Consider the following 14,636-nt stretch of genomic DNA (forward strand, 5'->3'; position numbering starts at 1 on the left):
TTTGCTAACTAAGTATTAAATATACTTACTGCATCTTCATCACCGTAATTACTTTCTGCAAAGAACCATTTTGTAACCGCATGAAATAAGCTCCCGGCGGTAAACCATCATTATAAATATCAATATTGTAAGTGCCTGCAGCATATTCCTGGCTGGTGATTACTTTAATCACCTGTCCAAGTGCATTGATTTGCTGAATCATTGTATGGCCACCTTTGGTTGAGAACTGAATGGTTGCATTGATGGTATAAGGGCTAGGCCACATTTTAAATACCAGGTCATTTGCATTGTTATTAGTGTCATCAATATCATCAGGCACACCACATGGCCCTGTGATCAATGGAAGTGATTGATAGTTTTTCAGTAAGATATCATTCAATGCAGGCTGCTTTACACAGAACCATTGTTCAAGAACAGAGGCATACACACTCCGGTAATCATACTGAAACGGAATATTATTCACCACTTGTATATCAGCCGGTATATCAGGACTGTTACCAAGAATTCCTTTTTTTGCATTCTTGCCAAACATGATCAGTGGTGCAGCAGCTCCATGATCAGTTCCCAAACTTGCATTTGATTTAATTCGTCTTCCAAATTCTGAATAGGTCATACCCATTACACGGTCTTCAAGCTGCATCAACGGAAGATCATTCTGAAAAGCAGCGATGGCTGTTGATAAATTTTTCATCAGCTGTGCATGTGCGCCTGTAGTAGTATCGCTTGCATTTACCTGCCGCTTATGTGTATCAAATCCGCCAATGGTTACAGTGTACACTCTTGTTTTCAATCCACCTTTAATCAGTCTTGCAACAATTTTTAACTGATCGGCCAAATAATTTTCTGTGGGATAAGTTGCCATCGTTGCTGCCTTTCTGTAAGCAGTCCTGATGATGTCGGAGTAAATTTTTGTTTTTTCTGAGATCACCCGTAAGAAACGTAATTCTTTATTTGCTGGAGCAGAAGTAAGCGGATAATCATGAAATGGATTATCGAACGTATATAGTTTTTCAGGATTGGTAATGGAAAGCCCCATGGAATAAATACTTCCCTGCAGATCAAGTGTTGGCACATTACTGATTTGTATGGCTAAGGGATCGGGCATGGAATTATTGGGATAGGCATCGGGATAACCGGGAAATTCAGTTTCAAGATAACGGCCAATCCATCCTGTTTTCACACGGCTTCTTCTGTTGGTTGTTGTATCACCACTCATCCAGATATCTGTTGCATGGAAGTGAGAAAAATTTGGATTGTCGTACCCAACAGATTGTACAACGTTCATCTTTCCGTCATTGTACAAATTCTGCAGATCAGTCATGGCAGGATGAAGACCGGCTTTATCTGTTCCATCAAGCCGCAATACCTTACTCTGCGGTATGGCCACGTTGGTTCTTGCATTATAGTAGTTGGCATATACATCTAAAGGAACAACCATGTTAATGCCATCGTTGCCACCATTGAGCTGAATCAATACCAGCACATGATCGGTATCTGTTGCCTGTTGCAGCAAACCTCCAAGTGCTGTCTGGTCTGCTCCGAAAGCGGTAAAGGAAAATCCATTCAGCAGGCTCGGCATGGTGATGGCAGCTGGAATTGTATTGCGTAAGAAATTTCTTCTGTTCATAGTTAAGGTTTACGTCAAATGAATTAAGGTTCAGCACAGATGATATTCAGGAAGATTCATTAAAAATTTAAACAGTTCCTTTAGAGCAGGATCAATCACTGCAGCATTATTGCTGTTCCATGCGTTGGTCCATACAGTATTATCAGTTGTATTATTTAAAAGAAGTCTTGTTTTTACATAGGTTCTTGAATTGGCCGATAAGGGATAACGAAGGAGCAAAGCCGTTACATCACTCAGCAGCTGATCAGGATCGGAAGGATTGGATGAAAAATTAGCAAAGGCACGAACATCCAGCACATTGTCGTTAATCAGAGCATCTGTATAATCGGCACGTTTCGGCAACGAGTTACTGTTTACCCATAATTCATAATGCATTGGCTGCTGGTGATAGGATGGCCAGCCGGATACATCGGGGGTTTGAAATAACTGCATCTGCATTTCTGCAGCTTTTTCATACAGTGAATAAAACAAAGGATAGCCTGTTGTATAATTTGTATAAGCAGGAAAACTTACATTGAATTCACGCAGGGTGCCAATAATCATATCAAACGGTGTTTTGATATAGCATGCCTGGTTCAACGTATCAAAGAAGTGTTCACTTTTAAATAAAGTTGATAACACCGGTTTAATTTCGTAATTACTGCTCCTGAGAATTGCAGCTAAAGGAGCAATTACATTTGCTTCTGTTGCATCATCAATATCATAATACACAAACCACCTGTACAGTTTCCGCACAATAAATTTTGCTGCTTCAGCATTGTTAAAGATCATGTTCATGAGTGCATCCAGTTCCTGATCGGGATTGGTGCTGCCTGCAATGGTTGTATTGTTATAAAAGGAAGAAAATGTTTTTGACCCCGTATCATGTTCGCCCACACTTAAGTATGAACTTAGCGGATTATCAATGATACGCCAGCCTGTTAAAACTCTTGCTGCAGCAATTACATCATTTTCTGTATAGGAAGTGGTGGCATCAATGCCAATTGTAAACAGCTCCTGTAATTCTCTTGCAAAGTTTTCATCAGGTGCCTGCTTTGAGTTTAAATAACCATTCAAATGCACCAGCATGGCAGGATCAATGGTAACTTCTCTTGCCAGCGTTTTTACATTACCAAGCGCACTGCTGCGTAATAAATTATGATGACGGAATAAAAAAGCAGCGTTACCTATTTCTGATTCCTGTACAGCATAATGATGATGCCAGAATAAAACCATTTTTTCCTGGATACTTCTTCCCTGGCTGATCATTAAACCGGCCCACCATTTTTTTAACTGGCAACTCTTGCCCTGTTGATCGATCCACGGATGACATCTGCACTCGCAAGGTTGGGATCATTCACCCATGTTTGTCCTCTTGCAACACCAAGGTCATCATACAATACACCATCATCATCCTGCAGTAAACCATAATCTCTTAATGGGGGAGATGGAACGGTTGTATTATTCAGCAGTTCATCAACTGCTTCACTTACTGTTCTGGTCAGGAAATAATCAATATCTGTTTTTTTTGCACCAAACATGGTACGCTTCAGCAGATGGGTTACTTCATTAATTGTCCAGCTTCCATTATAAGCAGCAATGCCACTTGCCATTTTACTGCCCTGTAATTTGGCTGGTTTGTTTTTTGTTCTTGCTGCCTGCAGGAATTCTCTTCTGTCCATGATGAAAATTTTATTGATGATTTAGCGGATCAGTACAAATGAGCCTTTTTGCTGTCTTGGTTTATTCTGTATGTCTTTATATTGAATGAAATAAACAAAAGTGCCGGGTGGTTGAAGCACACCTTTATACGTTCCATCCCAGCGATTGTTGATTGATGATGATTGAAAAACAATTTGTCCAAATCGATTGAAAATCTGCATCGAAAAACTTTCCGGAACCTTTCCCAACGGACCGAACCAGTCATTTAGGCGGTCGTTGTTCGGTGTAAATGCATTGGGAGTAAATACAACTGCATCTTCCAGAACAACCAGTGTAAAGTCGTCTGAAACACTGCATCCTAACGGCGATGAATTGGTTGCTGTATAAACAGTTGTTTCGTTTGGATTGGCAATTGGATTGGCACAAGCTGTACAACTTAATGTTGAATGTGCATTCCAGTTGATTGATGCATTCAGTAATGAAGGAAGTGTAATGCTTTGTCCAACAAAAATGGTATCTCTTTTTCAACTGATCAAAAGGGCCTTTGATGATTACGGGTGTGTATGATACAAATACAGAATCATAACCGCATGCATCTCTTAATGTATCAGTAACTGGAATAAAATTCCCCGTACTGCATACCGTTGAATCTTTTGATTCAACAACGGGTTCCTTTAATTTGATGATGCCAAAATCTGCATCACCAAATCCCCACTGAAAATTAAAATCCCCATCATTTGAATCTGAATCACCTGCTAAATAGTATTCATTGAGCAAAGGCTTATTGATGATAAATCGGAGATGATCATTACCGCTTCCACCCCAGTTCTTTTTCCACACAACGTTTCCTTTGCTGTCGAGTTTTACAACCCAGTAATCACCACTTCCATTTGCGCCTGTAATATCTCCGTTTGAAGAATAAGAAATTCCTCCAACAATATAGCTGCTGTCTTTATCAGTTAAAATAACATTTGCATAGTCTGCATCTGTTCCGCCTAAAACTTTCTGCCAGTTGAGTTTTCCGCTCTGATCAATATTTAACACCCAGTAGTCCTGACTTCCTTTTGCACCACTTACATCACCATCTTTTGAAGTGGTGTAACCGGCAAGCGTTAAGGTTCCATCAGCGCCTTTCGTCATAGAGTAAGCAACATCATTTTGTGAGCCACCATATACTTTACTGAAAATTTTATTGCCATTCTGGTCAAGTGCAAGTAACCATACATCATAGTTTTTCTGGCTTGGTGGAATATCTCCATCAGTAGAATTGGCATAGCCACTTGCATATATTTTTCCATTGATGATTTCGATGTCAAGCAGTTCTTCATTCTTTGTACCGCCATAACATTTGCTCCATTGCAGAACACCTGTTGCAGAAATTTTCATTAATACACCATCTGTAAATCCGCCTGTTCCATGATTGCCGGTGATATCAGCGTTATTTGATGAAGAGGATGCAGCAATCAAATAACTTCCATCATTGTTTACCAGAATGTGATTTCCGATATCAAGCCCATTGCCGCCATACCTTTTTTGCCACTGCATATTACCGGAAGCATCCAGTTTAATCAACCAGATATCTTTCGTTCCTCCGTATCCTGCAATTACATCTCCATCCGTTGAATTGGTTTCGCCCAATACGATATATCCGCCATCTGCTGTTTGCTCAATATCTCTTGCACTTTCATAACCAGTACCACCCAATGATTTTTCCCATTGTACAGTACCGCAGGCATTTAGTTTTAATACCCACAGATCCCAGTAATCACGGGGAGAATGTGTTGCAACGGTTCCGTCTTTCGAATCAGTATACCCCGCAATAACAGTTCCTCCATCAGATGTAAACTTGATAGCGTAAGGAATATCAACAGAAGATCCGCCATAACGCTGTAACCATTGTTCAGGCGGAATTTGAGCTGATGCTTTTGCAGTAATAAAAACAAACAGCAGCAGGCTGATAAGATGGGAGGATTTCAGTTTTGGTAGTTGGCTGGTCATAGTAATGGAATGCCAACTGTAAATCAAGGATTGTGCTAAATTTTATAAATGTTAAAAATCTTTCATGTTTTTTCAATGAAAGATTACTAAGGGAAATTTCTATCACAGAAAAAAGAAGGAATTAGCAGAAATAGTTATCCACTTGCACAATAAAAAGGAGAGGGTGTTTAGTTTTTTTCTTTCATGTAGTACCGGCAAATTGATTGCAGTCCGCATTGCTCACATTTTGGATTTCTTGCAAGGCAGGTATAACGCCCGTGAAGAATTAACCAGTGATGAGCTTTATGAATCAGTTCTTCAGGAAAATGTTTGATCAATTCTTTTTCAACCGCTAAAGGAGTTGTGGCAGTTTGTTTTACCAGGCCTAAGCGTTTGCTTACACGAAACACATGTGTATCAACAGCCATGTTAGGTTGTGCATCAACAACAGAGGTAATAACGTTCGCTGTTTTTCTGCCTACGCCCGGTAGTGTAACCAATTCATCAACTGTCAATGGAACTTCGCCACCAAAATCACTCACCAGCTTTTGCGCCATGCCAATTAAATGTTTGGTTTTATTATTGGGATAGGAGATGCTTTTGATGAAAGGAAATAATTCATCAATGGTTGTTTTACTTAATGCTTCAGCTGTTGGAAATTTTTTAAAGATGGCAGGGGTGGTGAGATTGACTCTTTTATCTGTACACTGTGCACTTAGTATAACGGAAACCAGTAGTTGAAAAGGGTTATCATAAATCAATTCCGTCTCCGCATCGGGAGCATGTTCGTTAAAATAATCTATGACGGTTTGGTAACGTTCTTTAATAGTCATTCTTAAAATTGAATGACAGCGAAATTAATGAAAGAACAGGTTGCAGAATTAAAGCTTTTCAACAAGCTCTTTATTGGCGTACTTCAGCACATTCAGAACGGTTTCTGTGCGGGGAGAAAAAGTGAGTTTTGTTAATCGGAAAGCTGCTTTTTTCAGCACCTCAAATTTTTCACGGAGAGTCCAGTTTTCTGCCAGCGCTTTTTCAATTGCTGCTGTCTCTTCGGGGGTTGTTTCGTTGTAGAGATATTGTAACAAGTCTTCCGGTGTATAATTTGTTGTCATAAGCAATCCTGTTTTTTTTCTGTGGTGATTGGTTTTTCAGAGGATGCTTTGTTTAAAAACGCAGAGAGAAGAGTTGTATTGTATAAAATGCCGGAATTTATTCATCAAAGAGGAAAATATCCTCATTATCCTTCTTCATATAGTATTTTTCTCTGGCAATCCGTTCGTAGGCAGAAGGGTCTGATTTACGTTTTTCAAGCTCAGTTTTGGCGGTTTCTATTTTCTTATTGAAATAGGAAGTGTTAGTTTTCAGCTCAGATAATTTTTGATACCTGCTGAATTGGGTAATAATATCATTACGGTCAAAAAATAACATCCACACAGAAAACCCAACTATGGTAAGCAGGTACTTGTTTTTTAAAATTGCGGGGATGTGGTTGAGTAGTTTCATAATTTTTAGTGCATAAAAAAACCGATGACTGAAATAAAAGTACATTTTTTCAGTCATCGGTTCATATTTGCCGGTCAATTATTTTCCGAACTTAATTTTTCCGCCTGGATAAATGGCGTTTTCACCAAGCATTTCTTCAATGCGGATCAGCTGGTTGTATTTCGCCATACGGTCTGTACGTGAAGCAGAACCTGTTTTAATCTGTCCGCAGTTCAACGCTACTGCCAGATCAGCAATTGTGGTATCTTCTGTTTCACCACTTCTGTGGCTCATGATGGTATTGAACCCTGCATTCTGTGCCATTTGTACAGCATTGATGGTTTCAGTAACAGTACCAATCTGGTTTACTTTAATCAAAATGCTGTTGGCAATTTTGTTATCAATACCTCTTTTTAAAATTTTGGTATTGGTTACAAACAGATCATCACCTACCAGCTGACATTTGCTGCTGAGTGCATCTGTTAATTTTTTCCAGCCATCCCAATCTTCTTCTGCCATTCCATCTTCAATTGAAATGATCGGATATTTATTTACCCATTCAACCCAGTAAGCAACCATTTCATCGCTGCTGAGAAGTTTGGAAGGATTGCTCTTGTAGAATTTGTATTTTTTTGTTGCGTCATCAAACATTTCGCTTGATGCAGCATCCATTGCAATAGCTACCTGCTCACCCGGTTTGTAACCTGCGGCAGTAATTGCTTCGAGAACAGTTTCAATTGCTTCTTCGTTGCTCTGAATTTCAGGCGCAAATCCACCTTCATCACCTACGTTTGTGCTGAATCCTTTTTCTTCAATACTGATTTCAGGTTGTGAAATATTTCAACACCCCAGCGTAAACCTTCACTGAAAGTTGGAGCACCGACAGGGATCACCATGAATTCCTGGAAATCAATTTTATTATCAGCATGTGCACCGCCGTTCATGATATTCATCATGGGGATTGGTAATACAGTACTGTTTACACCACCGAGATAACGGAACAAAGGCAAACCGCTTTCTTCAGCAGCAGCTTTTGCAACAGCCATACTTACAGCCAGTGTTGCATTGGCACCGAGATTACTTTTATTTTCTGTACCATCAATTTTAATAAGAAGAGCATCAATATAAGCCTGGCGTGTAACATCAATACCGATCAGCTGATCAGCTATTACATCATTTACATTTGTTACTGCTTTTAAAACACCACGGCCGAGATATTTACTTTTGTCGCCGTCACGAAGTTCAACGGCCTCGTGTATGCCCGTTGATGCACCACTTGGCACAGCTGCACGGCCAAGGATACCATTTTCAGTTATTACGTCTACTTCAACAGTTGGATTACCACGGCTGTCGAGAATTTGTCTTGCATGGATGTCTGCGATAAAACTCATATGTTTTGTTTTTTAATGTTGATGGGAAAATCCGGAAGGGAAGTTTGAAAGATATTGCAGCTGAATTTGTTCTGTGATGCGGTCTGTTCTTACTTTCCGACCCCTTTTTTTCTTTTGTCGCTGCAAAGTAAAGGCTTTCAAACAGAGCAACAAAGTACTCATATCAGGGAATTGGTTATTTTTAGTCAGTAACAAACGCTTGTATGGATACACAAATCATCACTTCTGTTGCCATGGGAATTGCCTTAAGTGCCTGCTGCGGTTTCAGGGTTTTTGTGCCGATGCTGGGTGCAAGTCTTGCCGCTTACCTGCACTGGTATCATTTACCTGCTGATATGGAATGGATGGGTGGCCTCCCTGCATTGATTGGTTTTGGCACTGCAGCCGTACTGGAAATTGCTGCTTATTATATTCCTTTTGTAGATAACCTGCTTGATACAATTGCAACTCCTCTTGCTGTTGCAGCAGGTACGGTACTGGCTGCTTTTTTACCGATTGCTGATTTTAACCCCATGCTGAAATGGATACTGGCCATCATTGCCGGTGGCGGAGCTGCCGGAACGGTACAGGCCGGTACAGGTTTGCTTCGGTTATTCTCCAGCAAAACAACAGCGGGCATAGGTAATGCAGTGGTAGCAACAGGAGAAAATGCAGCGGCTATTGGCGGTACTGCACTGACCTTTGTAATACCCGTCGTTATAGCTGTGCTGATGGTATTGCTGATTGGATGGATTGTGATGAAAGTGTTTGGGAGAATAGTTAAAAAGAAAAACGAAAATAATTGATGAACGCGTGTTATTATTGTTTGACGATGATGTTCATCTTATTGTTATCAGGTAACTGTAATGAAAAATAGGATAAACAAAAAACAGTTATTTCTAAAGATACAATATCGCATAAGGAAGTTTACTGGAAAGATCAAATAAGTGGGAAGACTTACCTGCTACCGGATTCTATAAACAGAAAACCAATCTCCTTTTATCTCAATAATCCAGCTATCGCCCAAATTGCGAAGGATCTTTATAATAACAAATTCCGACCATCTGATAACGATTCAACTACTCTGCTGCTTTCGTATATAAATACAAAAGACAGCATAACAAGACCTTTTTATATATGGTGTCTTGATTTTACGATTAATATATCCGACGGAGCTTTGGGAGAATATCCGGGAGAACCAGCGATACAATATGCAACAAAATTTCCCAAAGAATTTTTTGAATTCATTGATCAGGATAGAACAGGAGAAAGGTATAAAAGATGGGTTGAAATAATTGCTTACAGCGGATTGATTAACTACAATGACGATTATGAAAAAATTAAGATAGATGTTACCGGTAAGTTAGACGCCAATTGTATTTCATGCGACAACAGCTTTAAGAAAAAAAATGAAAAATTTGTCGATGATATTATTGCAGCAATAAAAAAGCTGGATTAAAGGAATTAGTTATTTCCTGTCAAACTCCTGAACACATTTTCCAGACTTTTACTTCCGCTTTGCAATGAAACAATATTGAAATTATTTTCTACTGCCATAGAAAGAATTTGTTTGCGCAGGGTTTCTTCATCCTTGCTTTGCAGTTCCCAGTTATAGTTGTCGATTTTCGTAACAATAGTTGCGGCAGGTAAGTTTTTTAATCTGTCTTCATCCAACGCTTCTTTAAATGTTACATGTACTGAACTTCCGCTGGTTGCCTGTTGCAAATTGCTGAGCTGATCATCGGCTACAATATTCCCTTTATTAATAATGATTACCCGGTCGCAGATGGCTTCTACTTCCTGTAAGATGTGCGATGAAAATAAAACCGTTTTGTTTTTTCCGAGCTGTTTGATTACTTCACGTATTTCGATGATCTGGTTGGGATCAAGCCCGCTGGTGGGTTCATCAAGGATCAATACTTCGGGATCATGAATCAATGCAGCAGCTAATCCAACACGCTGCTTATATCCTTTTGACAACTGGCTGATTTTTTTTATGTGCTTCTGATGTTAAGCCCACCTGCTGAATTACTTCTGCAATCCTGTTTTTTGTGTTTTGTACTTTATGTATTTCAGCTATAAATTCTAAATATTCTTTCACATACATTTCATAATACAGTGCATTGCTCTCAGGTAAATAACCAATCTTCTGTTTTGTGCCGAGTGGATTGTCCTGCACATTTACATCACACACCATGGCATCGCCTGATGTTGGCTGCAGGTAACCGGTGATCATTTTCATGGTGGTACTTTTTCCTGCACCGTTTGGCCCGAGGAAACCTACAATCTCTCCTTTATTTACTTTAAAGGAAATCAGGTTTACTGCTTTCTGTTCACCATAAATTTTTACCAGGTTCTTTACCTCAATGGACATACTGTTGCGTTTGTGTCAAAAATAAAAGAAAAAACGGGGAAGGCAGTAATCATTAATAGATCACCAGTACAGTGCCTTTCTGGTTATAAACTTTGTTGCTGCGTTTATATTGTATCACCCAGGTATACATTCCCGGTGGAGCCTGCTGACCTTTAACTGTTCCGTCCCATCCAGTATGAAGTGAATTGGAAGAAAAGATCATTTGCCCCCACCGGTTGAAAATTTTCATGGAAAATTCATCAACTTTAAAATAAGCTTTTGCCTTCAATACATCATTCAGCCTGTCGTTGTTGGGGGTAAATGCATTGGGTACAAAAATGATGTTTGCACAATCTTCATACAAAACTTTAATATCATCGCCGGCAATGCCGCACCTGTTTTCAACCAAAACAGAATAGGTACCTGCTGTATTTACAGTAATAGCTGAATCAGTAACATTGGTACTCCATAAATAAGTATCAGCAACAGGGCTGGCAGCATTCAGTACAAGCAGTTCGTTATAACAAAGTGTTGTATCAATGCCAAGATTTACAACAGGTGTAACATTTGTTGTAATCCTGAAACTGTCTGTACGTTTACAAACACCATCACTTGTAAGAAGAGAATATACACCTGCATCTGCAACAACCCGTTGAGAAGAAGTGATGCCGTCATTCCATAAATAAGAAATTGCACCCGGCTGATCAGCATCAATAAACAACGTCATTCCATCACAGAGTAAATCATCAAAAGGAATGATCCGCTGCAGCTGATTTGCCTGTACTGCTACATTGATGAATCCAGTGCTGGTGCAGCCACCGTTTGTAACAACATCTAAACTGTATGCCCCGGCATCTGCTAAAGTTGCAGATGGAATCTGTAAGGTATTTGTTGTTGAAGGAAATGTTGTAACTGTATTTTTCCATGAATACTGCAAAGCAGTTGATATTGTGGAGATGCGGAGAGTGTCATTTTCGCAAATAGGTTCATTGGTTTGCAGTATTGGAACAAAGGGGGCATAAACATTTACAGGGATCAGTGAAGAAACGGATCGGCAGTTAGCAGAGTTAATGTTCCCATTTTCTGCAACCAGCAACCGGTATGTACCGCTATTAGCTACCTGTGCATTGGTAATTGAGTAATTTGATGTAATGGCTCCGGGAATATTCACCCATCCATTCATGCCATCATTAAACTGCCATTGATAAGTTGGGGTTGTATAAAAGCCTGGTGCAACATTACCGGCAATGGAAATATTACTGCCGGTGCATGCATCACTGCCGTTCTGGTATGTTCCTGATAGTGCCGGAGCAATAGCAGGGCCGCATAAAGTAAATTCAATATCATCGAGGCAAAGATCATTTCCCAAACCACCAACCTGATTATTAAATATGCGCAGAATTACAGAGCTTTCACCGGGGGGTAAATTGAAATTAAACCCATACTGTGTCCAGGTAAACGCACTGAAGCGTGGAATAGCAGGAGTTAAAAAGCTCGATAATACTGTGCCAGATATTGCACTGCTGATTTCGAAACGAAGTATTGGGTCAAGCGGATTGTTATTTCCCAGTGGAATGAGATTGGCTACCCAGGCAGAAAAATATAGTTTTGAGCCAATACAGAGGTTGTTGACAGTGGTTTCATAGAATTTGCCGGCAGTAAAGTCGGCATTAACCACCATCATATTGCCGTTACCCGAATGATCAGTACCAATATTCCAAACACCAAACTGCCGTTGACCGGTTGCAATATCCGCCGATGTTTTGCGGATGCCATACTCACCATCATCAACAAAGCCAAGGGAATCAAATGCATAAGTTGTTTTGCCGGGCGGTAGTCTGGTTGCAGTTAAGGGCGAACTGCTGCTACCGCCAAAATTTTCAAAAAATAATACATTGCCCGAACACTGAGCTATGCTGTTTTGATGTAAAACAGTCAGAAAAAGGGCAATTAATAAGTTAATGGCAGAGAAATTCTTCATTGGTGTTAGTAAACGGCGATAAAAGTAGTATAAATACCGTAGCAAAAAAGCCCTGGTTTAAAAACGAGGGCTTTAATAAAAAACCAACCATATGAACAGACATCTAACTAACCAATAGGGTATGGTTTGAGTTCTTTCACTTAAAAGACCACTCCTGTTCGTTTTTCGCTGCACGAAATGCTTTTTTTGGCAGAAGGAGAGAAAAACAGCAAGAGCTGAAGAGAAATGAGAATATATCTGTTTCCTCAGTTCAATTCTGTTTTTACATAGACAGTTAATCTTCTTTAATATGAATATGATGTTCTTTGTCTTCATACATGTCATACTCGCCTGTAACTGCATAATAGCCGAATACAAGTAATCCGCCCACAATGATCGGCATCAGGATGAATGCATATATAATGGCAGGAATTTTATCTTCCGGCTTACCACTTTCAAATTTTGGAATAGCCTGCGATACAATGAGGTAATAACCTGCTGCTATGCCAAGCGCTATCCACACAAATCCTAAATATTTTCTTATCTTATTCATATCGTTTCGTTTTAATATTAGTAATTGAACTGCTCTTAATCTTCAATCCTGTTATCTTCTCCATTTATATACAGTACGCCGATCACCAAACTAACGGCTGCAATAATAATAGGATACCACAAACCTTCAAGAAATGGTTTGTCATAAGGTAATGCTGTGCCGGCTTTTGTGGCAACTTCATTGGCCATGGTTGCTTTTGTTGCAAGAAAGGTTGCTATAGCAGGTAACAAACCACCAAAAATACCATTACCAATATGATAAGGAAGCGACATGGAAGTATACCTGATCCTTATCGGAAACATTTCAACAAGAAAAGCTGCAATTGGTCCATATACCATTGTTACAAAAATGACCTGAATGAAAACAAGAAAGATCAATTTCCAAAAGGAGCCCGTATCAAGGATTACTGTTTTGGCTGTAATGATATCTTTAGTGGCATCAGCTTTTGAAGCATCTGCATGAATCATTTGTTTTTGTACTTCTTTTAAAGTGGTGCCATCTTCATATACTTTTAATGTAGTGGTGGTAAGCACACTGTCACCTGTATTTTTTTCATCAGCCATTATTTTAACTTCTGTTGCAGTTTGTGCAGTTATTTCTTTTTTCATCTGTACACTTCCTGCATCATACATGGCTGAATAGATAGGACGGTAGCTGACAATAGCAATCAGCATACCAACCATCATGATCCATTTACGGCCAATTTTATCTGAAAGCCATCCGAATACTACAAAGAAAGGAGTGCCGAACAAAAGCGCCCACATAATGAGTTTACTTGCCTGTGCTACATCAATACTCAGTGTATTTTGAATAAAACTCAATGCATAGAATTGCCCGGTGTACCAAACAACGCCCTGGCCCATAGTTGCACCAAATAAAGCGAGCAATACAAATTTGAAATTCAGTTTATGCCCAAAACTTTCTTTCAGCGGATTGGTAGATGTTTTCCCTTCAGCTTTTGCTTTTGAAAATAAAGGAGATTCTTTCATCCGCATCCGAATGAGAATAGAAATACCAACCATGATGATGGAAATCCAGAACGGAACCCTCCATCCCCAATCGCCAAACGATTGTTCGTCCATTGCACCTTTCACTGCAATGATCACCAGTAAAGAAACAAACAAACCAACAGAAGCTGTTGTTTGTATCCAGGAAGTCCAGAATCCTCTCCGTTCAGCAGGGGAGTGTTCTGCTACATAAGTTGCAGCGCCACCATATTCGCCACCCAATGCAAGCCCCTGCAGTAACCGTAGCAACAATACAAGCAGCGGTGCAAAAAAACCAATCGATTCATAACTGGGGATACAGCCAATTAAAAAAGTTGATAAACCCATTATCACTAACGTTAACAGGAAAGTATATTTTCTTCCGATCAGATCGCCCAGTCGTCCAAAGAAAAGGGCACCAAATGGCCTTACAACAAAGCCTGCAGCAAAAGTTGCAAGCGTTGAAAGCAATGCTACAGTTGGATTTCCGGCAGGGAAAAATTTAGTGGAAATAATTGTGGCCAGGCTTCCGAAAATGTAAAAGTCGTACCATTCAATTAAGGTTCCTACAGAAGAAGCTGCAATAACAGACTTTAGAGAGGTTGGTTTCATCCTGACAAGATAAATACAAATTAAAATATGAGAATAAAAATTATAAAATTTAAATCTCTTTCGCTGAATCAT

At 39.6% G+C, this 14,636-nt stretch carries 12 protein-coding genes and 2 pseudogenes; 2 read left to right on the plus strand and 12 right to left on the minus strand.

From position 1 onward, the window contains the following. Positions 1 to 25 precede the first annotated feature (25 nt). The 8 genes and pseudogenes from IPK31_09835 to eno all read right to left on the minus strand — a co-directional run bounded on the left by IPK31_09835 (position 26) and on the right by eno (position 8,121). Entirely contained in the window at positions 26 to 1,627 is a 1,602-nt protein-coding gene (locus IPK31_09835) for a DUF1501 domain-containing protein (GenBank protein MBK8088214.1), read from the minus strand. A gap of 30 nt (positions 1,628 to 1,657) precedes the next feature. Beyond that, positions 1,658 to 2,875, minus strand: coding sequence for a DUF1800 family protein (locus tag IPK31_09840; protein ID MBK8088215.1), 1,218 nt, complete (start codon positions 2,873 to 2,875; stop codon positions 1,658 to 1,660). Positions 2,876 to 2,895: 20 nt separating this feature from the next. Continuing rightward, a complete protein-coding gene (locus IPK31_09845) occupies positions 2,896 to 3,288 on the minus strand; it encodes a hypothetical protein (protein ID MBK8088216.1) in 393 nt (130 codons plus the stop codon). 21 nt (positions 3,289 to 3,309) lie between these two features. Further along, the gene (locus IPK31_09850) at positions 3,310 to 3,780 is read right to left on the minus strand and encodes a gliding motility-associated C-terminal domain-containing protein (GenBank protein MBK8088217.1); all 471 of its coding nucleotides are present in this window, start codon (positions 3,778 to 3,780) and stop codon (positions 3,310 to 3,312) included. Between the two features lie 1,653 nt (positions 3,781 to 5,433). Next, positions 5,434 to 6,078 (minus strand): endonuclease III, encoded by a 645-nt coding sequence (gene nth, locus IPK31_09855; protein ID MBK8088218.1) that lies wholly within the window; start codon positions 6,076 to 6,078, stop codon positions 5,434 to 5,436. Positions 6,079 to 6,126: 48 nt separating this feature from the next. Then, positions 6,127 to 6,360, minus strand: coding sequence for a hypothetical protein (locus IPK31_09860; protein MBK8088219.1), 234 nt, complete (start codon positions 6,358 to 6,360; stop codon positions 6,127 to 6,129). Positions 6,361 to 6,457: 97 nt separating this feature from the next. Continuing rightward, a complete protein-coding gene (locus IPK31_09865) occupies positions 6,458 to 6,751 on the minus strand; it encodes a septum formation initiator family protein (GenBank protein ID MBK8088220.1) in 294 nt (97 codons plus the stop codon). A gap of 78 nt (positions 6,752 to 6,829) precedes the next feature. After that, positions 6,830 to 8,121, minus strand: a pseudogene (gene eno / locus IPK31_09870) (phosphopyruvate hydratase). Positions 8,122 to 8,324: 203 nt separating this feature from the next. Between eno and IPK31_09875 the strand changes: the two are divergent. Together IPK31_09875 and IPK31_09880 are read left to right on the plus strand one after the other, a co-directional pair. After that, on the plus strand, positions 8,325 to 8,906 hold the full coding sequence (locus tag IPK31_09875; protein ID MBK8088221.1) for a DUF4126 domain-containing protein: 582 nt from the start codon (positions 8,325 to 8,327) through the stop codon (positions 8,904 to 8,906). A gap of 371 nt (positions 8,907 to 9,277) precedes the next feature. Beyond that, positions 9,278 to 9,559, plus strand: coding sequence for a hypothetical protein (locus tag IPK31_09880; protein ID MBK8088222.1), 282 nt, complete (start codon positions 9,278 to 9,280; stop codon positions 9,557 to 9,559). Between the two features lie 5 nt (positions 9,560 to 9,564). On the opposite strand, the pseudogene gldA reads toward IPK31_09880, so the two are convergent. The 4 genes and pseudogenes from gldA to IPK31_09900 form a co-directional block, all read right to left on the minus strand. Further along, positions 9,565 to 10,474, minus strand: a pseudogene (gldA, locus tag IPK31_09885) (gliding motility-associated ABC transporter ATP-binding subunit GldA). Between the two features lie 52 nt (positions 10,475 to 10,526). Continuing rightward, complete coding sequence (locus tag IPK31_09890; protein MBK8088223.1) at positions 10,527 to 12,434, minus strand: gliding motility-associated C-terminal domain-containing protein; 1,908 nt, start codon at positions 12,432 to 12,434, stop codon at positions 10,527 to 10,529. A 274-nt stretch (positions 12,435 to 12,708) separates the two neighbouring features. Further along, on the minus strand, positions 12,709 to 12,966 hold the full coding sequence (locus IPK31_09895) for a hypothetical protein (protein MBK8088224.1): 258 nt from the start codon (positions 12,964 to 12,966) through the stop codon (positions 12,709 to 12,711). A gap of 35 nt (positions 12,967 to 13,001) precedes the next feature. Next, positions 13,002 to 14,564 (minus strand): MFS transporter, encoded by a 1,563-nt coding sequence (locus IPK31_09900; GenBank protein MBK8088225.1) that lies wholly within the window; start codon positions 14,562 to 14,564, stop codon positions 13,002 to 13,004. Between the last annotated feature and the right edge of the window lie 72 nt (positions 14,565 to 14,636).

The organism is Chitinophagaceae bacterium, from assembly GCA_016713085.1.
In the GTDB taxonomy this organism is placed as follows: domain Bacteria; phylum Bacteroidota; class Bacteroidia; order Chitinophagales; family Chitinophagaceae; genus Lacibacter.

Bases quoted from the DNA above. Each gene is read 5' to 3' on its own strand.
- IPK31_09865 (MBK8088220.1), bottom strand. From the start codon at position 6,751: ATGAAACTACTCAACCACATCCCCGCAATTTTAAAAAACAAGTACCTG.
- IPK31_09895 (MBK8088224.1), bottom strand. From the start codon at position 12,966: ATGAATAAGATAAGAAAATATTTAGGATTTGTGTGGATAGCGCTTGGC.
- nth (MBK8088218.1), bottom strand. From the start codon at position 6,078: ATGACTATTAAAGAACGTTACCAAACCGTCATAGATTATTTTAACGAA.
- IPK31_09900 (MBK8088225.1), bottom strand. From the start codon at position 14,564: ATGAAACCAACCTCTCTAAAGTCTGTTATTGCAGCTTCTTCTGTAGGA.
- IPK31_09860 (MBK8088219.1), bottom strand. From the start codon at position 6,360: ATGACAACAAATTATACACCGGAAGACTTGTTACAATATCTCTACAAC.
- IPK31_09835 (MBK8088214.1), bottom strand. From the start codon at position 1,627: ATGAACAGAAGAAATTTCTTACGCAATACAATTCCAGCTGCCATCACC.
- IPK31_09875 (MBK8088221.1), top strand. From the start codon at position 8,325: ATGGATACACAAATCATCACTTCTGTTGCCATGGGAATTGCCTTAAGT.
- IPK31_09845 (MBK8088216.1), bottom strand. From the start codon at position 3,288: ATGGACAGAAGAGAATTCCTGCAGGCAGCAAGAACAAAAAACAAACCA.
- IPK31_09890 (MBK8088223.1), bottom strand. From the start codon at position 12,434: ATGAAGAATTTCTCTGCCATTAACTTATTAATTGCCCTTTTTCTGACT.
- IPK31_09840 (MBK8088215.1), bottom strand. From the start codon at position 2,875: ATGATCAGCCAGGGAAGAAGTATCCAGGAAAAAATGGTTTTATTCTGG.